Raw genomic sequence first — 20,077 nt, 5'->3', positions numbered from 1 at the left:
AAACTCTTATAAACTCATAAATGAAAAATAGCTTTATCAGCTCTATTGCATAAATCATGCATCAGCACTACACCTGCAGATAGAGCGAGTTTATAGAGGTGTAATTTTGGAATAATTATGATCAATTCTTCATGAAAACTTTATTTCAAACCAATAATTTTTTCAGTGCTTATTTTTTTACACAGCTCTATTTACTCCTTAACTGTAAGTTGAAAAATTTATATTGATGCTTATGTTCAACCGATATTTACCTATATTGTTATCTATATTTAATAGGAAAATAACAGATTGAAATCCAGTTTAAATATCAATTTATATCGGAGTTTAGAGCCTGAATGTTATTAATTTGACTATTTTTCACCCACATCAATTAAATAAATGGTGCCATTTCTTTATATTTAGTATCCAAAAGCAACTGTTTGATTATTTTTTATTCTATTTTCTGCCTATTTTTTTAGCATTTAAATCAGTATTTTTGAAAAATTGATTAAATATTAAACCATATTAGCTAAATCTTGTATTTATACAACTCATATCAAGTGGATTATTCGGGCTTAATTCATAGATAAAAATACAGCAAAACACGGATTTTTATAAAAGATTTGTGCTGTCAATTTGGCCATATTTTATAAATTTTCAGCCAAAGAAATTCATCGAACTGGTACACAAATGAATGCAAAAATTGCTTAAAATTTAAGTCTAAATATTGAGGAAAATTTTCATCAATATCTTAAATATTTATCATTCATTAAAAGTATGACAAACCAGAAATTAATACTATTTTTATATAGTTTATACGGTAATTTATTATTATCAGAAGAGCCACCAAAGTGGCTCAATTTACACTTAACCAATGCGACGCTTCAGTCCGGTCATTTGTAAAACACGTGTTGAAATTTCTTCAATCGACATTTCAGACACGTTTAAGTATTTGATTCCCTCAGAAATATAAATACCTTCAATCGCACGTAGTTCCATTTGGCACTGACTAAAACTTGCATAACGACTATTGGCCTTACGCTCTGAACGAATTGCTACAAGGCGCTCTGCATCAATCATCAAGCCAAACAACTTATGTTTGTGCTCACGTAAAACTGCAGGTAAACGGTTGTCATCCAAATCTTCTTCTGTCAAAGGATAGTTCGCTACACGAATACCAAATTGCAAAGAGAGATAGATTGAAGTTGGTGTTTTACCCGAACGTGATACTCCAATTAAAATCAAATCGGCTTTATCATAATGACGAGTACGTGCCCCATCATCGTTATCTAAAGCAAAATGCACCGCATCAATACGTGCTTTATAAGACTCAGAATCTGTAACTGCATGGGTTTGACCGACTAAAGTCGTAGGTGCAGTGCCTAACTCGTCAGACAATTTACTAATAAGCCCTTCAAAAACATCAAGATTTATCGCATTTGCAGTATTAATAATGTCACGTACATACGGGTCTACAAGGGTATCAAACACCAAAGGCTTTTGACCGTCTTGCTGCGCTCTAAGATTGATCTCTGCAACCACATTTGTAGCAGCTTCTTCAGAGGTAATATATGGAATAATATGAATGTCAAAATCTACATGAGGGAACTGGGCTAACAGTGAGTGTCCAAGGGTTTCTGCGGTAATCGCGGTACCATCCGAAACAAAGAAAACACTACGCTGAATCTGTTTACCTTCTGACATTAAAATTCTCCTCCAAAATTTGTCTTAGTGCTATATAATCTTTATAGTAAACCATCTTACATGACTGTCACTTAGTAAATTTAGAATGCTAAGTAATTTGTTATAATTTCATGCCAAGATAGTGATTAATACTGCAAAAGTGGAGTAACAACTTTGGAAGCGCGCGTAATTGGTCTAGAAAAATTAGGGAAACACGACGTAGAACTCGTGGGTGGTAAAAACTCATCATTAGGTGAAATGATCAGCCATCTAGCAAATGCTGGTGTATCTGTTCCTGGTGGTTTTGCTACTACAGCTCAAGCATATCGTGAATTCCTCGAGCAAAGTGGCCTAAACGCTAAAATTAACGCTGAACTTGCTGCACTCAATGTTGACGATGTAAATGCACTTGCTGAAACTGGTGCAAAAATCCGTCAATGGATTGTAGACACTCCGCTTACAGCTGAACTTGAAACAGAAATTCGTGAGGCTTTCACAGCTCTTTCAAACGGCAACCCTGATATCGCGGTTGCCGTTCGCTCATCTGCAACAGCAGAAGACTTACCAGATGCTTCATTTGCTGGCCAACAAGAAACTTTCTTGAACATCCGTGGTATCGACAACGTCCTTATTGCGATTAAAGAAGTATTTGCTTCACTTTATAACGACCGCGCAATTTCTTACCGTGTACACCAAAACTTCGCACATGACGTTGTTGCGTTATCTGCTGGTGTTCAACGTATGGTTCGCTCTGAAACAGGTGCTGCTGGTGTAATGTTTACACTAGATACAGAATCTGGTTTCCGCGACGCAGTTTTCATCACAGCTTCTTATGGCTTGGGTGAAATGGTTGTACAAGGTGCTGTTAACCCTGACGAATTCTATGTATCTAAACCACTTTTAAATGCAGGCAAACACGCTGTATTACGCCGTAACCTTGGCTCTAAACACCAAAAAATGATTTATGGTGAAGAAGGCGCTGCAGGTAAGTCAGTGGTTGTTGTAGACGTTGAAAAAGCAGATCGCCAACAATTCGCTTTAAATGACCACGAACTTCAAGAACTTGCTAAACAAGCATTGATCATTGAAAACCATTACGGTTCAGCAATGGACATCGAATGGGCGAAAGATGGCGATGATGGCCAAATCTATATCGTTCAAGCACGTCCTGAAACTGTGAAGAGCCGCCAAAACGTAGGCACAATGGAGCGTTACCTGCTTAAGCAAAAAGGTAATGTTATTTGTGAAGGTCGTTCAATCGGTCAACGTATTGGTTCTGGTCGCGTTCGTATCGTGACTTCGATCAAAGAAATGGACAAAGTTCAAGACGGCGACGTACTTGTATCTGACATGACTGACCCAGATTGGGAACCAGTAATGAAACGTGCAGCTGCGATTGTCACTAACCGTGGTGGCCGTACTTGTCACGCTGCGATTATTGCACGTGAGCTTGGTGTTCCTGCAATCGTAGGTTGTGGTAATGCGACTGAAGTATTGACTGACGGTCAAGAAGTGACTGTTTCTTGTGCTGAAGGTGACACAGGCTTTATTTACGAAGGTGCTTTGGACTTTGAAATCCAACGTAATTCTATCGAATCTATGCCTAAACTTCCGTTCAAAATTATGATGAACGTAGGTAACCCTGACCGCGCATTTGACTTTGCTCAAATTCCTAACGAAGGTGTTGGTCTTGCTCGTCTTGAGTTCATCATCAACCGTATGATCGGCGTACATCCTAAAGCATTGCTTAATATTGACAGCCTACCACGTGAAACTCGTGCTGCTGTAATGTCACGTACTGCGGGTTATGCATCTCCTATCGAATTCTATGTTGAAAAACTAGTTGAAGGTATTTCTACACTTGCTGCAGCGTTTGCTGACAAACCAGTGATTGTTCGTATGTCTGACTTTAAGTCAAACGAATATGCAAACTTAATCGGTGGTAAGTTATACGAACCTGAAGAAGAAAACCCAATGCTTGGCTTCCGTGGTGCAAGCCGTTATGTGTCTGACAATTTCCGTGACTGCTTCGAACTTGAATGCCGCGCACTGAAAAAAGCACGTGACGAAATGGGCTTAACGAACATTCAAATCATGATTCCTTTCGTACGTACTGTTGCTGAAGCGAAACGTGTTATTGAATTGTTAGCGCTTAACGGTCTTAAACGTGGTGAAAACGGTCTTAAAGTGATCATGATGTGTGAACTTCCAACTAACGCATTATTGGCTGAACAGTTCCTTGAACACTTCGACGGTTTCTCTATCGGTTCTAACGACTTAACTCAGTTAACACTCGGTCTAGACCGTGACTCTGGTATCGTTTCTCACCTATTTGATGAACGTGATCCAGCCGTTAAAGCACTTCTTTCTATGGCAATCCATGCTTGTCGTAAAGCTGGCAAATACGTAGGTATTTGTGGTCAAGGCCCTTCAGATCACCCTGACCTAGCTAAATGGTTAATGGAACAAGGCATTGAGTCTGTTTCGCTTAACCCAGACTCAGTATTAGACACTTGGTTCTTCCTTTCTGAAGAAAAAGCTCAACAAGCTTAATAAACTGTGTTAAAAAAAGACCACATGTGGGTCTTTTTTTTTTATTTATACTTTTACAGACGTTTTTTGAGATTTTAGTTTTATGCAGATTTACTTGGCACGAAATAACCAACAAGCTGGTCCCTACACCTTAGAACAACTTAATCAAATGCTCGCGAGCCAACAAGTGTTACTCACGGACTTGGTTTGGCACCAAGGTATGACCGAATGGAAAGCTTTGGGTGAACTCACTCAAGGTCAGTTGGTTTATATGCCTGCAGGTTATATAGCACCGACAGCATTCGAATCAAATCAAACTGCAACTACGCCATCAAACACCTACGCACAGCCTCAAGCGGTACAATTGCAAACTAGCCTAGCCAGTATTCCTAAACGTGTTTTGGCTAAGATCGTTGATTTACTGCTTTGGATACCTGCTACTTTTATCTTAACGGCATTTTTTAATCCGAGTGAAAAGACACAATTTGCCAATCTAAATGAACAGTTTATGCAAGCTGTGATGACCCCAAATGCTGATCCGAATGTTTTACAAACATTACAAACACAAATGATTGAAATGTTTCCCAACCAAGCTTGGATTGCAATGTTTGCTTACCTCTTCATTATGCTTTTCATTCAAGCGTATTTGATTGCTAAATCTGGTCAAAGTATTGGTAAAAAAATCACCAAAATTAAAATCGTAGATGCCGAAACCAGCCAACCTGTAAACCTCATGCGTGGCTTCACTTTACGTAGTGTTTTATTTTATTTTTCTGAACTTTTTATCGATGCCTTTAAGCGCAATCATTGATTCCGTTTTTATTTTCGGCAAAAAGCGTCAAACTTTGCATGACAAGTTAGCAAAAACCAAGGTAATAAACCAATAACTTTCACTTTTATTGAGGGATGAATTTCTCATCCCTTTTTTGTGCATTACATTGAAATTAAAATAAAATTCAGATAAAAAAAACACAATCCCGACCAACAAAATAGGGTTTTAATACAGTCATTTAAAGCATCTTTATGTATAGCTTAGTTTGCCGATATCAGGCATAATGCCCTACAACGTAGCGGTGTCACATCATTGTGAACTTTTTTTCATATCTGAAAAATCACAATCATGCGACACTTTATTCGCTATCCCAATTTTAAAAATTAGGGAATGGGACTCTTCACCGAGGTTGTAAAATGAGACAAACAATTTTAGCTGTATTGTCTTTATCTGCGATCGCTGCACTCTTAACTGGGTGTGGTGGTGATATGGTACTTCTAAACTCAAAAGGTCCAGTTGCTGAAGGTCAGTCAAACCTCATGCTTACTGCGATCTACCTAATGTTGTTGGTAGTTATTCCATCAGCACTTATGGCTCTTTGGTTTGGTTGGAAATATCGCGCGTCAAATAAAGATGCAGACTATGCACCTACTTGGGCACACTCGACTGCAATTGAAGTTGTAGTTTGGGGTATTCCCGTAATTATTATCGCTATTTTAGCTTGGTTAACTTGGTGGGGTTCCCACAAGTATGACCCTTACCGTCCACTCGAGTCAGATAAAGCTCCTTTAACTGTTCAAGTTATTGCTGAACAATTTAAATGGATCTTCATCTACCCTGAACAAGGCATCGCGACTGTAAACGAGATCCGCTTCCCTGAGAAAACTCCTGTAAGCCTTCGTTTAACATCTAACTTCACAATGAACTCATTTTTCATTCCGGCGTTAGGTGGTCAGATTTATGCTATGGCAGGTATGCAAACTCACTTGAACTTATTAGCTGATGAAACTAGTCCTGCTGAAGGCTTCCGTGGTTTCTCTTCTAACTATTCAGGTTATGGCTTCTCACAAATGCGCTTCCGTGCACATGCTGTGACTGATGCTCAGTTTGCTGAATGGGTTTCTGCTGTTAAAGCTGGTAATGGTTCTTCAGTTAATCCTGAAGCGGTTCAAAAAACTGTTTTAGACCAAGCTGAATTTGCAACCTTACGTGACGGCAACCGTTCTAAACACCAGATCGAAGTTTTAGTTGCCAAAGCAACTACTCCTGAAGAGAAGGCTTTAGCTGAAGCAATGAAGCCTTACCCTACTAAGCCACACCCAGTGACTTACTATTCTTCAGTTGAACCTAAATTGTTCGAATCAGTGATTAACAAATACATGAGCAACTACCACGGTGCTGATCATACAGCTACTGTTGGACACGAAGCTGCTGCTTCTGAAGCTCATGCAGGCGTTGAACATGCGACTGTTGCAGGGGAATAAGACATGAGCTTATTAGGTAAGTTAGGACCAGATGCAATTCCACACGACCCAATCGTGTTGGTTACTGTTGCAATGATGATCCTTGGCGGTATCGCAATTGTTGCTGGTATCACCTACTTTAAAAAATGGGGCTACTTGTGGAACGAATGGTTCACATCTGTAGACCATAAAAAAATTGGTATCATGTATATCCTCGTGTCAATTGTCATGCTTGTGCGTGGTTTTGCCGATGCGATTATGATGCGTCTTCAACTGTTCCTTGCAAAAGGTGGCGGTGAAGGTTACTTACACCCAGAACACTATGACCAGATCTTTACTGCCCATGGCGTAATCATGATCTTCTTCGTAGCAATGGGTCTAGTTGTTGGTTTAATGAACGTTGCTGTACCACTTCAAATTGGTGCACGTGACGTAGCATTCCCATTATTAAACTCTCTTAGCTTCTGGTTATTCGCCGGCGCTGCGGGCTTGATGATGGCTTCTCTTGCAATTGGTGAATTCGCTGCAACAGGTTGGATGGCTTACCCTCCACTTTCTGGCATCGAATACTCTCCAGGTGTAGGTGTAGACTACTATATCTGGGCACTTCAGGTTTCTGGTCTAGGTACGCTTCTTACTGGTGTTAACTTCTTCGTTACCATCATCAAAATGCGTGCGCCTGGCATGAAACTTATGGACATGCCTATTTTCACTTGGACTGCATTAGTTACTGTAGTGCTTATCGTTGCAACATTCCCAGTTTTGACTGCGACTATTGCAATGCTTTCACTTGACCGTTACTTCGGCTTCCATTTCTTTACAAATGACATGGGTGGTAGCCCTATGTTGTATGTAAACTTGATTTGGACTTGGGGTCACCCAGAAGTTTACATTTTGGTATTACCTGCTTTTGGTATTTACTCAGAAGTTACTGCTGTGTTCTCACGCAAAGCGTTGTTCGGCTACAAATCTATGGTGTACGCAACTGTAGCAATTGGTGTTCTTTCACTAGTTGTATGGGTTCACCACTTCTTTACAATGGGTGCTGGTGCCAACGTTAACGCGTTCTTCGGTATCATGACCATGATCATTGCGATCCCTACTGGTGTGAAAATCTTCTCTTGGTTATTCACCATGTACAAGGGCCGCATCACCTATACAACTCCAATGCTTTGGACACTTGGCTTCCTTGTGACTTTCGGTATTGGTGGTTTAACAGGCGTATTAATGGCAGTTCCACCAGCGGACTTCTTAGTACACAACTCTTTATTCCTTATCGCTCACTTCCATAACGTAATTATTGGTGGTGTAGTGTTCGCGATGTTCGCGGGTATCATTTTCTACTGGCCAAAAATGTTTGGTTGGAAATTGAATGAAACTTGGGGTAAAGCAGCGTTCTGGTTCTGGTTCTTCGGTTTCTACTTTGCATTCATGCCACTTTATATCCTTGGTTTCATGGGTATGACTCGTCGTTTGAATACATATGACAACCCTGAATGGGATCCATACTTAGCGATCGCTTTATTTGGTTCTGTATTGGTTGCTATCGGTATCTTCTGTTTTGTTATGCAAATCGTTGTTGGTTTCCTTCAACGCAAAGACAACATGGACGTTACTGGCGATATCTGGGATGGTCGTACTCTTGAGTGGGCTACTTCATCTCCTTCACCATTCTATAACTTTGCTTATCTTCCAAAGATCAATGGTATTGATACTTTCTGGACTGACAAAGAAAATGGTGTTGCTTACGCTAAGCCAACTACATACGAAGACATCCATATGCCTACAAACCGTGCGGCAGGTTTCGTAATTGCAATGTTTATTACAGTTATGGGCTTCGCATTAATCTGGCATATCTGGTGGTTAGTCGTTGTAACTTTCATTGCTTCAATTATCAGCTTCATCGTTTCTTCTTTCACTAAGAAAGTTGACTACTATGTTCCAGCTGCAGAAGTTGAACGTATTGAAAATGAACGCTACGCGCTTCTTGAAAAACATTTGAAGAAGGACTAAGACAATGGCTGAAGTACTTCATCACGACAACCACGGACATGACGAACATCATCATCACGATGATACTGACATCACTGTCTTTGGTTTCTGGACTTACTTGATGAGTGACTTGGTTCTTTTCGGGACACTCTTCATCGCGTTCGCTGTATTAAGTAGCCACGTTCCAGTGGGTACGCCAAGTGCACAAGAGCTGTTTGGTGAATCTTTAGGTTTCGTTTTAACTGAAACTTTCGCCCTTCTTATCTCTTCTGTAACTTTTGGTTTTGCTGTTCTTGCAGCATACAAGAAAAATGTTGGTCAAGTTTTAACTTGGTTAGCAGTTACTTGGGTATTTGGTGCAGCCTTCATTGGCATGGAACTTTATGAGTTCAATCATTTAGTTCATGCTGGTCATGGCCCAAGCACAAGTGCGTTCTTATCTGCGTTCTTTACTTTAGTTGGTACGCACGGTATTCACGTAACTTCTGGTTTGGTATGGATGCTTGTGTTGATGTTCCAAATCAAGAAATATGGTTTGACACTTCCAAACACTCGTCGTCTTGCTTGCCTAAGCTTGTTCTGGCACTTCCTTGACATCGTTTGGATCTGCGTATTCAGCGTTGTTTACTTGATGGGAGTTATCTAATGAGTCACGATCATAACTCTGCTGGTGCAGCTCACGGTAACGTTAAACAATATACAATCGGATTTATCCTTTCTGTTCTACTTACCGTAATTCCATTCGGTATGGTAATGGCAGGTGGTTTTAGCCGCGGTCTATTGGTTGCCGTAATTGCGATTACTGCGGTTGCTCAGGTTCTTATTCAGTTAGTTTACTTCCTGCATATGAACTCTTCTTCAGAGCAACGCTGGAACGTGATTGCATTTGTTTATACAATCCTCACAATTGCTATCCTTTTAGTAGGTTCTGTGTGGATTATGAACTACCTTCACTTCAATATGATGATCTAAACTGGTCGTCATGCTGAAAAAGTATTTATTCCTGACTAAACCAGGAATTCTCTTTGGTAACTTTGTTACCGCTTTGGGTGGCTACTTTGTAGCTGCCCAAGGTTCTGTAGATTTCCTTCTGTTGCTTCTTACCCTCTTAGGCACCCTCTTTGTGGTCGCTTCTGGATGTGTAATCAATAACGTTATTGACCAAGACATCGACTCAAAAATGCAACGCACACAAAATCGTGCGATGGTTAAAAAATCAATTTCGATTCCTGTTGCTTTAGTTTTTGCTTTAGTTTTAGGTGTAATTGGTTTTAGCATTTTATGGTTCTGGGTAAATGCTTACGCTTTTCTTTTTGCTGTTATTGGTTTTGTCGTATACGTTGGTTTTTATAGCTTATGGACAAAACGAACAACAATCCATCAAACCATTATCGGCAGTCTTTCTGGCGCAGCGCCACCTGTAATCGGGTATACGGCTGTTGCAAACCAGTTTGATTTAGGTGCATTACTGATTTTTATTGGTTATGCATTTTGGCAAATGCCTCATTCTTGGGGAATTGCAGTTTACCGATTTGATGACTACAAAAATGCAGGAATTCCAATATTACCTGTAGCACGTTCAATTCACCGTACCAAGGTTGAATCTTTGGTTTACGTGTTTTTGTTCTGCATCACCATGAACGGTTTATTCTTTTTTGGTTATGCGAATTGGATTTATATTATTGTCCTAAATGCCTTAAGTCTGTATTGGATTTATCTGACCATTCAAGGATTCAAAGCTGAAGATGATCAAATTTGGGCAAAACAATATTTCATGTATTCAGTCAAATTGATCACAGTGATTAGTTTAATTTTTAGTTTTACTTCCACTGCTCCTCTAAAGCCAATTGTATTTTTTTAAAAAGATAGAGTTTTACTCTATCTTTTTTTATTTCTAGACATCTTCAATGCAAAGCAAAAATTTAAATCGAAATACTACTATACACACTAAAACTGTTTTAACGCTGATTCTCCCAATATCTACCCATGTACAATAGATTTCAGACAAGTACAAAAATATTTCATATTTGTATTAGGATTCAAATCGATATCTACAATCAAATATGACAAAAGATCTTTAATTTAAATCAAATTTATATCATTACAACGTCTATATGATCGTAACTCATCAAATACAAGATAAGCTCCCCGCAATTAAAAACATATCTCCTATTTTTACAATCTGCATCCGATTCTAGCTGTGTATTAAAGATAGTCATTAAACCATAAATAATTCAAGCATTTTAAATCTATGCCTTGTATTTCAAACCTAAACGCTCTAAAATTCACGCTTCGCAAACTTTGCGACACAACTTTAGTTGTGACTCCTTGCTTCAATCAATTAATGATTGGGGCTGCCTAAACCGTAAGGAGCTGACAATGCGTCACTACGAAATCGTACTATTGGTACATCCAGACCAAAGCGATCAAGTTGTGGGTATGGTAGAACGTTACCTAACTCACATCAAAGAAGCTGAAGGTCAAATCCACCGTCTTGAAGACTGGGGCCGTCGTCAATTGGCTTACCCAATCAACAAGATCCACAAAGCTCACTACATTCTTATGAATGTTGAGTGTGGTCAAACTACTCTTGATGAGCTAGAAGAATTGTTCCGTTATAACGATGCAATCATTCGTAGCCTTATCATCCGTCGTGAAAACGCTATCACTGAAGAGTCACTATTGGCTAAGAGTGCTGAAGAAAAACGTGCGCGTAAAGCTCAACGTGAAGAAGCACAACAAGCTCAAGACTCTGCTGAAGCATAAGGAGAACATAACATGGCACGTTTTTACCGTCGTCGCAAGTTCTGCCGCTTTACAGCTGAGAACGTTACGTACATCGACTACAAAGATATCGACACTTTAAAACAGTACATCACTGAAAACGGCAAGATTGTTCCTAGCCGTATTACAGGTACTAAAGCTCGTTACCAACGTCAATTAGCGCTTGCTATCAAACAAGCTCGCTACTTGTCTTTGATCCCTTACACTGACAATCATAAGTGAGGTTGAGCTGTGGATATTATCTTATTACAACGCATTAAAAACCTTGGTAAATTAGGCGATAAAGTTTCAGTTAAAGCTGGTTACGGCCGTAACTTCCTTATCCCTCAAGGTAAAGCAGTTGCTGCTACTGAAGCTAACACTGCTGCATTTGAAGCTCGTCGTGCTGAACTTGAGAAACAAGAAGCTGAAGTATTAGCTGCTGCTCAAGCACGTGCTGACCAATTGAACGAAGTTAACATCGTGATCACTGCTAAAGCTGGTGACGAAGGTAAACTATTCGGTTCTATCGGTACTCGTGACATCGCTGACGCGTTAACTAATGCTGGTCTTGTTGTAGACCGCGCAGAAGTTCGTTTACCAAATGGTGCGCTTCGCAACACTGGTGAATTCAACATCGCAATCCAATTGCATCATGATGTTGTTGCAGAAGTTCTAGTTACTATCGTAGCTGAGTAATTTCTTGCAAAGAAAAGAGCATGCTTACGCATGCTCTTTTTTTATCTGTAAAAAATAGTGCTCCAACTTTTTTATATTTTTAACTCTTCATTCAATTCAATGTATGACGAATTAATCGGAAATACTTGTTCGCATTTCTGTAGAAAACGCCTATCATTTCAGTTCAATGAAGAGTTGAAAAAACTGTAATTAGCACCCATTTCCATCACATTAAATGGTTTCAGCATCAGGGATTTTTATGTCACAGGCGAATGCCATCAAGCCAAACTCTACGCCAACAGCAAAAACCACAGAACAAAGTTCGTTGAAAGAGTTTCGTACCCCACCCCATAACCTTGCGATTGAACAAGCCGTGCTTGCTGCACTGATGACCGTTGCAGAATCTTTTGAGCAAGTGGGTGATGTACTGACTGAAGCTGATTTTTATGCGACCCGTCATAAATATATTTTCCGTGCCATCGACCAGCTATCAAAAGATAGCTCTCCTTATGATGCGGTCTTGGTCAATGACTGGCTGATTAAACAAAACTTGCTCGATGCTGCAGGTGGCGAAGAATATCTGATGCAACTGATGTCAGATTCACCTTCAAGTTTCTATAATCTTGAAACTTATGCTGCAAAAATTAAAGAATTTTCCACTTTACGCAGCATGATTAAAGTCAGCTCAGAGATTTTACAAAATGCCTATGACACCAAAGGTCGTACGGTCAGTGAAATTTTAGATCTGGCAGAAACCAATATTTTCTCGATTGCCGAGCAACACAACAATAACGCCAAAGCACAAGGCCCTAAAGCCATTAACTCTGTCGTTGCTAGTGTTTTTGATAAGTTGAATGAACTTTCACAAACTGAAGGCAGTATCACGGGTTTAACTACTGGATTTGTTGAACTTGATAATAAAACCTCAGGTATGCAAGCAGGCGATTTGATTATTGTAGCGGCCCGTCCATCGATGGGTAAAACCACTTTCGCCATGAACTTGGTTGAAAGTGTGCTGTTTAATAATAACCTGCCTGCTCTGGTTTACTCCATGGAAATGCCCGCGGATTCGATTGCGATGCGTTTGATTTCATCGTTCGGTCGTGTACACCAAGGACATTTACGTGCAGGTAAAATGGATGCTGATGAATGGTCAAAAGTGACCAGTACTATTGTGCATCTCCAAGAAAAGAATTTGTATATCGATGACTCGTCTGCACTACCGCCAACGGAAGTACGTGCCCGTGCTCGACGAATTGCAAAAATGCATGGCGGTAAACTCGGGTGTATCATGGTCGATTACTTGCAGCTTATGAAAGTACCCGGTATGGGCGATAACCGTGTTGGCGAGATCTCGGAAATTTCCAGAAGCTTAAAAGCACTGGCTAAAGAAATGCACTGCCCAGTAATTGCACTGTCACAGCTGAACCGATCACTGGAAAACCGTCCCAATAAACGCCCAGTGATGTCCGACTTACGTGAATCGGGTGCAATCGAGCAGGATGCCGATTTGATCATGTTTATTTACCGCGACGAGGTTTATAACAAAGAGTCTAAAGAAGCAGGTACTGCAGAAATTATTATTGGTAAACAGCGTAACGGTCCAATTGGTACTGTGCGTCTTGCCTTCGAAGGTCAATACACCAAATTTAGTAACCTCTCCCCTGAGTTTTATGCTCAGTATGATGATGAAGAGTAAAGACTCTTTATCATCCATTAATTCATCGACCCTGTAGGAGTATTTAGGGTGCGCCAAGCTACAGTTTATATTGATCAACAAGCACTTCAATATAATTTAAACCGTGTCAAACAACTTGCCCCAACCGCTAAAATTGTAAGCATGGTGAAAGCCAATGCTTATGGACATGGAGTTAAAGACTGCTTAGCAGCCTTAAAAGACAGCGATGCCTTTGGTGTTGCCTGCCTAGAAGAAGCATTAGAAATTCGCGAACTGGGTTATGAACAGCCTATTACGTTGATTGAAGGCATTTTCTCAGATGATGAAATGCAAATTGTCATCGATAAAAAAATTGAATGTGTGGTGCATCATCAGCAACAACTAGATTGGTTACGTGCGCATAAAGATGCCTATATCGCTCAAGGTCTAAAAGTTTGGGTCAAACTCAACAGCGGTATGAACCGTTTAGGCTTTAAAGTGCCTGAAATTATTGATGTCATTAATGCTTTAAAGGCGGAAGGTTTTACTTGCGTACTGGCGATGCACTTTGCCAATGCAGACGCAGAAAATCATCCTTTAAATGACCAACAACGTGAACAATTTTTACACGTAAAAGAAGCTTGTGCGCCAATCATGGGTTCGTGCTGTAACTCAGCAGCGATTTTCAAATGGCCAGAACTGAATTTTGATTTTGTTCGCCCAGGCATCATGCTATATGGCGCGACACCTTTCGCAGACCGTTCTGTAGAAGCCTTAGATCTTAAACCGGTGATGACCTTTACCGCTGAAGTGATTGCTTTAAATACCATTCAAGCTGGTGAATCTGTGGGTTATGGATCGACTTTCGTTGCAGAACAAGAAATGAATCTTGCGATTGTGTCGATTGGTTATGGTGACGGTTATCCACGTGCCTTCCCTAAACAAAACTATGTATCCATCCATGGACAGAAAACGCGTGTGATTGGCCGTGTTGCCATGGATATGATTGCGATTGATATCACCGGTATGCATGCACCGATAGGCACTGAAGTTGAGCTTTGGGGCAAAGATCGTCTGGTTGATGACGTTGCAGAAGCGAACGGAACCATTGGCTATGAATTATTATGCCGTATGAGCGCGCGCCCTGTACGTAAATTAGCTTAATTAGCCGAATCAAAAAGCCCAGATCAAATCTGGGCTTTTTTTTATCTCGCTTTTTTTATTCACTTTTTAAATGGATCGATTTGTTGATCAAATGGTTATTGAAAATAGTCAGCTGTTGGTTTTGCCAATTCAATCAAACCCTGACGCAATGCTTCTGACCAGCCTTTACTGATCATGGTGAAATATGGGTCCTCTTCATAAATGCGCTTACCATTTGGTATTTCTAAACTGTCTTTTTTATAAACCAAAGCATCTAAAGGCATACCCACTGACACATTTGAGCGTATCGTTGAATCAAAAGAAATTAAGCTACAACGCATTGCTTCATCGAGCGGCATATCGTAACGCAAAGTTCGGTCGAGTATCGGCTTGCCATATTTGCTTTCGCCAATTTGAAAATATGGGGTATCTGGTGTCGCACAAATAAAGTTGCCTTGTGGATAGATGTTATATAACTGCATATCCGCACTGCCAATTTGACCGCCTACCAATAAACTACTGTAATAATTACTTTGTTCTAAAATATCTGAGGTGACATCTGAGATGACTTTTTTTAAGGTATGCCCGACCAATTCAGCCACTTCGAACATCGTATTTACACTATATAAATTCGGCTCTTGTTTGACCTCTAGCTGATTTTGTAAATGCCCAATGACCGCTTGTGTAGTAGCTAAATTTCCAGAGGTTTGGATGGTAATAAATCGCTCACCCACAATACCAAAGGAATAAAGTTTGCGAAAAACTGAAATATGGTCAACACCTGCATTTGTCCGTGTATCACTGATAAATACCATGCCATCTTTTAACCGTAATGCACAACAATAGGTCATTTTTATCCCTCAAATGATTAACAACTCAGCACTTGTACAATTGAGCTCATAGACTCAATACCACCTTTATCACGAACGCCTCGAACTGGAGCTACATCCCAGTAGTCCCGCCCAATCGCAACATAAATATGTGATTGTGGTGTAAATAGCTGATTACTGACATCAAAACAATACCATTTATTTTCGATATAGACTTCTACCCAAGCGTGACTGGCAAGGTGGCTACTATTCGGCACAAATAAATACCCAGAAATATAACGTGCAGGAATACCCAAATAGCGACACATTGCGATCATGACATGGCTATGATCCTGACATACCCCTTGCTTATGATGAAAAGCATCAATCGCTGAAGTATGTACCGATGTTTGATTCGATACATAGGGAATATGCGCCAAGATCGCTTCAGCCAAACGAATTAGATTGACACGATTGATACGAGGGACATAACAATCGGCAAAACTTTTCATGTAAATTTCGCATTGCGTACTCGGCGTTGGCTGTAAAAACAATTTCGGGTTTAAATCATCCGCATTTGAATCATTTGAACTCAAATTCATCTCTACGATGCCCTGCGCCATAATGGTCATTTGAAGATAAGGTTCGCTCTGCGTTGTGGTCAACCACACATTACCAAAAGTATCCAATTGCATATCACGTTGCCCCGGCACACTCACATCCCAATTTTGCACCTGTTGATGCGCATTAGTGGATGGGGTCATTTTGATATATTGAATGCTTCTGCTAACCACATCAGTGTAAACATAATGGGTCTGATGGTTGATCATGAGCCTCATACAGCCACCTCAAACATATTTTGGATATGATCACTGAAATGGTAAAAATTTTGGCTATTCGGTTGTTGCTTTAGTGCCTGCCATGCCTCTTGCACGCTTTCCCAGCCAAACTGAACTAAAGTGATTACGATATGTTCAATCTTCGCAATGGTGTGTTGAATGTCCTGCTGCATGCGTAACTGGCGATCAAGCTGCTCTATGGCTTGTCCTAAACTAAAAAATAAAAATACATCTTCAGATTCGGACTCTAAAACATCTTGGCAATCTGTTACCACGTCACAGATATAACCCGGGTTATCACTCGCATTACGAATTAAACGGCTGAGTTCTGCATAACTTTTTGCTGAAAGTACACCCCTTAAGTCCTGTATATTACTTTGCGCATATTTAAATTGGCTGTAAAATGACGCCGGTTGCTCTGCATTTAAAACCAATTCATTCATTGAGTCGACATCGAAGGCTGGTAAACAAAAAGCATGTGCATAGTTCAATGCCATATCGACATCTTGAAATGGAAAAATACTGCATAAATATTGAGTGCGTGCTAAATAACGTCCCAACCAAAAAATATGTTCTGCATTACTGTTTAATAAAATCATGTTTTGCTCCTTCACTGAAGTGCTATGAGCGTAAATCGTCTACTACCCATGTATCTTTAATCCCGCCGCCTTGCGAAGAATTCACCACCAATGAACCTGCTTGCATTGCAACACGAGTTAAGCCACCCGGTACAATCTCAGTTCGATATGGAGAGCTCAATACAAATGGACGCAGATCAATATGGCGTTCCGAAACATTTGCCTCACTTAGGGTTGGGCTAACAGATAAATTTAAAGTCGGCTGTGCAATATATAAATGTGGTGCTGCGGCCACCTTATCTTTAAAACTATTTAATTCTTGTAAAGAGGCTTGCGGACCGATCAGCATGCCGTATCCACCTGAACCCTGTGCTTCTTTCACCACCAATTTTTCGATATTCGACAGCACATAGTCCAAGTCGTTCTGCTCACGACATTGATAAGTCGGCACATTTTTCAGGATCGCTTGTTCGCCTAAATAGAAATGAATCATTTTATCCACATAAGGATATATCGATTTATCATCTGCTACGCCTGTTCCCGGTGCATTTGCAATGACCACATTATGCTGCATATACGCTGACATGAGCCCTGCTATGCCCAAAGTACTGTCAGGTTTGAAACATAATGGATCGAGAAAAGCATCATCCACACGACGATAAATTACATCAACCTGTTGTCGACCTTTGATGGTTTTCACATAAACCTTATCGTTTTCTACATAAAGGTCACGCGATGTCACTAAGGGTACATCCATCTCCCTTGCCAAAAAGGCATGTTCATAATATGCACTGTTAAAACGCCCTGGGGTTAAAACCACGATAAACGGGTTATCGACGTAGGCATTTTCTGCAAGAATTTCACGTAAAAGCTGCGGATACTGCTCAATCCCCATGATGTTGCTTTGCTGGCAAAGTTCAGGCATCAGTTTTTGACTGATCTTACGGCTTTCTAGCATATACGACACACCCGACGGTGTTCTAAGATTATCCTCAAGGACGTAAAATTCACCTGATTGATCTCGAATGATATCAATGCCACTGATTTGGCTATAAATTTTACCTTTTAGCCCATGCATATACATTTGTGGCAAATAGGCTTCATGCGTTAAGACTTGCAGTTCAGGAATAATTCCTGCTTTTAAAATATCTTGTTGATGGTAGACATCATGTAAAAACAGATTGAGAGCTTTCACGCGCTGTGCGCAGCCCAGTGATAAATTATTCCATTCCATTCGTGCAATCACACGAGGAATAAGATCATATGGAATAGTGCGTTCAATGCCTTCATCTTCGCCATACACTGTAAAGGTAATACCCTCATAGAGAAAATGTTGTTTTGCTACCTGATTTAGTTGTTTTAATTCATCAAGTGTATGCTGTGATAACCACTGCTCTATCCGTTGGCATGATTCTTTAGCTACCGTTTTACTGTCGCGCATTTCATTAAAAAAATCCGAATTAAATTGATTAAACAGCGCATGTCCTCGAGCAAGAGGTAAATTTTTTAATGTAGAGACAGAAGTATTGACCAACTTTGCCTCATAACCCTCAATTCCATTTGAAGTTGTATTACGATTTTCTTTCAGCATAGCAACTCCATGTTTTTGTTTTATATGAACTAGATAAAGCAATATATATGCCATCAATAAATATGTTGCTTCTCTTTGATTATTTATGCATCATTTTTGCAAAGCGGTACAGCATCTAACTGCTCAAGTTGTGTCAAATTGCGTTATTAAAATCATCTTAGTTTTTTTCAGATGAAGACTTGCTTAACGCAGGAAGATTTCTTATTGTGTCCCACAGCATCATTTTTATTTATTTAAGTTCAAGTTCAAGCACTAGATTATGTCTTCACAAGAAAAAGAAACGTCAAACAGCCTCTATCGTCAGTGGCAAATTCTTTCACGACTGTCCACAGGTAAGTGGATGGGTACTCGTGAATTACAAGAAATACTGAACCGTGAAGGCATTGATATCAGCCTACGCACCATTCAACGTGACTTAAACCAAATTTCTCTACGTTTCCCAATTGAGAGCAGTAAAACAACGCCGCAAGGGTGGCGTTGGCGTTCCGATGCACCAATTCAAAGCTTGCCTCATATGACTAGCTCACAAGCGGTCACCTTTATGATGGTTGAGGAGCACTTAAAACATTTGCTTCCGCCGAGCCTAATTGAAGAAATGAATCCTTGGTTTGACCTCGCACGTCGGAGCCTGTCGTCACAAAATAATGTCCGTCAGTGGATTAACCGCGTGCGAATCGTGCCAGCAACTCAGCCATTGATTCCTCCTGTGGTTGAAAAAGCTGCACAGCAATCAATTTATGAAGGCTTACTACAAGACAAACAACTCGAATGTCTTTATCAAGGTCGTGGACAACAAAGTGAAGAAAAGACCTATATTTTAAATCCACTGGCTTTGGTCCAAAAAGGTGCAATTATCTATTTGGTTTGCACACGTCATGACAAAACAGACATCCAAACCTTTGCTTTACATCGTTTTAAATCTGCTACGGTCTTAAATTCACGTGCATTACACCCTGTCGATTTTGATATCGATGCCTATATTGACTCTGGAGCGCTTGGCTTCCGTGTGGACTTCAATAAGCCGACTGAAATGATTCAGCTCAAATTAACCATGTCTGAAGCAGAGGCTGTTTATTTTGAAGAAAGTCAGCTAAGTAAAGATCAAGTGATTCAAAAAACCGAAGATGGCTGGGTGGAAGTTAGTGCAACAGTACCTTTTACCTCTCAGTTAACATGGTGGCTGCGTAGTTTTGGTAAAAAGATTCAGAAAATCGAACCTGAAGAAGTCGCTATGGTTGTACAACAACGCAATGACTAAACCGATCTCAGACTTCTGCTACCTGAAATATTAAATTTGAGGTAGCAACTTTTATTTCATAATAAATATTTAGCACTTAATTTTTTGCTTAGATTTTCACTTAAATTATCAACACATAAAAAAGTCCCAACACTGGGACTGGATAATTTCTTAGAATATTTTTGTAATTTTAGTCATTTAGGTCAAAGGAACTACAGCATAAGTATCTGCTGAATACCTTATGCCATAGCGCTAATTTCTCATGGCTATAATCAATTACTGACATAGGCAGGCTAGGTCGGCATTATTATAACGAATAGATTTCATAGTCATATTCAGCACCTCGTGTTTAGAAAGTAAA

17 protein-coding genes and 1 pseudogene are annotated in these 20,077 nt (G+C 40.0%); 13 read left to right on the top strand and 5 right to left on the bottom strand.

The features are described 5' to 3' along the window. Positions 1-846: 846 nt before the first annotated feature. Entirely contained in the window at positions 847-1,683 is an 837-nt protein-coding gene (locus AVJ20_RS04390) for a pyruvate, water dikinase regulatory protein (protein ID WP_078193964.1), read from the bottom strand. A gap of 153 nt (positions 1,684-1,836) precedes the next feature. Between AVJ20_RS04390 and ppsA the strand changes: the two genes are divergently transcribed. From ppsA to alr, 12 genes are all read left to right on the top strand, one after another. Beyond that, positions 1,837-4,215, top strand: a complete 2,379-nt coding sequence (gene ppsA / locus AVJ20_RS04385; RefSeq protein ID WP_111884281.1) for a phosphoenolpyruvate synthase — start codon at positions 1,837-1,839, stop codon at positions 4,213-4,215. Between the two features lie 82 nt (positions 4,216-4,297). Next, complete coding sequence (locus AVJ20_RS04380) at positions 4,298-5,005, top strand: RDD family protein (RefSeq protein ID WP_416240534.1); 708 nt, start codon at positions 4,298-4,300, stop codon at positions 5,003-5,005. A gap of 377 nt (positions 5,006-5,382) precedes the next feature. Next, complete coding sequence (gene cyoA, locus AVJ20_RS04375; RefSeq protein WP_078193967.1) at positions 5,383-6,450, top strand: ubiquinol oxidase subunit II; 1,068 nt, start codon at positions 5,383-5,385, stop codon at positions 6,448-6,450. A gap of 3 nt (positions 6,451-6,453) precedes the next feature. Beyond that, positions 6,454-8,442: a cytochrome o ubiquinol oxidase subunit I gene (gene cyoB, locus AVJ20_RS04370; protein WP_078193968.1), complete on the top strand. Its 1,989-nt coding sequence runs from the start codon at positions 6,454-6,456 to the stop codon at positions 8,440-8,442. Positions 8,443-8,446: 4 nt separating this feature from the next. Beyond that, complete coding sequence (gene cyoC / locus AVJ20_RS04365) at positions 8,447-9,067, top strand: cytochrome o ubiquinol oxidase subunit III (RefSeq protein ID WP_078188581.1); 621 nt, start codon at positions 8,447-8,449, stop codon at positions 9,065-9,067. After that, complete coding sequence (locus AVJ20_RS04360) at positions 9,067-9,393, top strand: cytochrome o ubiquinol oxidase subunit IV (protein ID WP_078188582.1); 327 nt, start codon at positions 9,067-9,069, stop codon at positions 9,391-9,393. Before cyoC ends, AVJ20_RS04360 begins: the two co-directional genes overlap by 1 nt. A 10-nt stretch (positions 9,394-9,403) precedes the next feature. Then, the gene (gene cyoE, locus AVJ20_RS04355) at positions 9,404-10,282 is read left to right on the top strand and encodes a heme o synthase (protein ID WP_111884280.1); all 879 of its coding nucleotides are present in this window, start codon (positions 9,404-9,406) and stop codon (positions 10,280-10,282) included. 518 nt (positions 10,283-10,800) lie between these two features. Continuing rightward, positions 10,801-11,187, top strand: a complete 387-nt coding sequence (gene rpsF / locus AVJ20_RS04350; protein ID WP_004696436.1) for a 30S ribosomal protein S6 — start codon at positions 10,801-10,803, stop codon at positions 11,185-11,187. A 12-nt stretch (positions 11,188-11,199) separates the two neighbouring features. Next, positions 11,200-11,427: a 30S ribosomal protein S18 gene (gene rpsR / locus AVJ20_RS04345; RefSeq protein WP_004278792.1), complete on the top strand. Its 228-nt coding sequence runs from the start codon at positions 11,200-11,202 to the stop codon at positions 11,425-11,427. A gap of 9 nt (positions 11,428-11,436) precedes the next feature. Beyond that, complete coding sequence (gene rplI / locus AVJ20_RS04340; protein ID WP_078188585.1) at positions 11,437-11,883, top strand: 50S ribosomal protein L9; 447 nt, start codon at positions 11,437-11,439, stop codon at positions 11,881-11,883. Between the two features lie 238 nt (positions 11,884-12,121). Further along, positions 12,122-13,561 (top strand): replicative DNA helicase, encoded by a 1,440-nt coding sequence (dnaB, locus tag AVJ20_RS04335; protein WP_111884293.1) that lies wholly within the window; start codon positions 12,122-12,124, stop codon positions 13,559-13,561. A gap of 48 nt (positions 13,562-13,609) precedes the next feature. Continuing rightward, entirely contained in the window at positions 13,610-14,683 is a 1,074-nt protein-coding gene (alr, locus tag AVJ20_RS04330) for an alanine racemase (RefSeq protein WP_111884279.1), read from the top strand. Between the two features lie 95 nt (positions 14,684-14,778). Here the strand turns inward: alr and AVJ20_RS04325 are convergent, their stop codons facing one another. From AVJ20_RS04325 to AVJ20_RS04310, 4 genes and pseudogenes are all read right to left on the bottom strand, one after another. Beyond that, positions 14,779-15,513, bottom strand: a complete 735-nt coding sequence (locus AVJ20_RS04325) for a proteasome-type protease (protein ID WP_111884278.1) — start codon at positions 15,511-15,513, stop codon at positions 14,779-14,781. Between the two features lie 17 nt (positions 15,514-15,530). Further along, positions 15,531-16,310 carry a transglutaminase family protein gene (locus AVJ20_RS04320; RefSeq protein WP_111884277.1) on the bottom strand — a complete coding sequence of 260 codons (780 nt, stop codon included), beginning with the start codon at positions 16,308-16,310 and terminating at the stop codon, positions 15,531-15,533. Continuing rightward, positions 16,307-16,909, bottom strand: coding sequence for a hypothetical protein (locus AVJ20_RS04315; RefSeq protein WP_111884276.1), 603 nt, complete (start codon positions 16,907-16,909; stop codon positions 16,307-16,309). Before AVJ20_RS04315 ends, AVJ20_RS04320 begins: the two co-directional genes overlap by 4 nt. A gap of 22 nt (positions 16,910-16,931) precedes the next feature. Next, positions 16,932-18,365: pseudogene (locus tag AVJ20_RS04310) on the bottom strand (circularly permuted type 2 ATP-grasp protein); the annotation flags it as partial. A 373-nt stretch (positions 18,366-18,738) separates the two neighbouring features. On the opposite strand from AVJ20_RS04310, the gene AVJ20_RS04305 reads away from it, so the two are divergent. After that, positions 18,739-19,737, top strand: a complete 999-nt coding sequence (locus AVJ20_RS04305; RefSeq protein ID WP_078193976.1) for a helix-turn-helix transcriptional regulator — start codon at positions 18,739-18,741, stop codon at positions 19,735-19,737. The last annotated feature ends 340 nt before the right edge of the window (positions 19,738-20,077 follow it).

Source organism: Acinetobacter sp. CFCC 11171 (assembly GCF_003268405.1).
GTDB classification, from domain to species: domain Bacteria; phylum Pseudomonadota; class Gammaproteobacteria; order Pseudomonadales; family Moraxellaceae; genus Acinetobacter; species Acinetobacter amyesii.
This window is presented reverse-complemented; position numbering and strand designations above follow the sequence as displayed.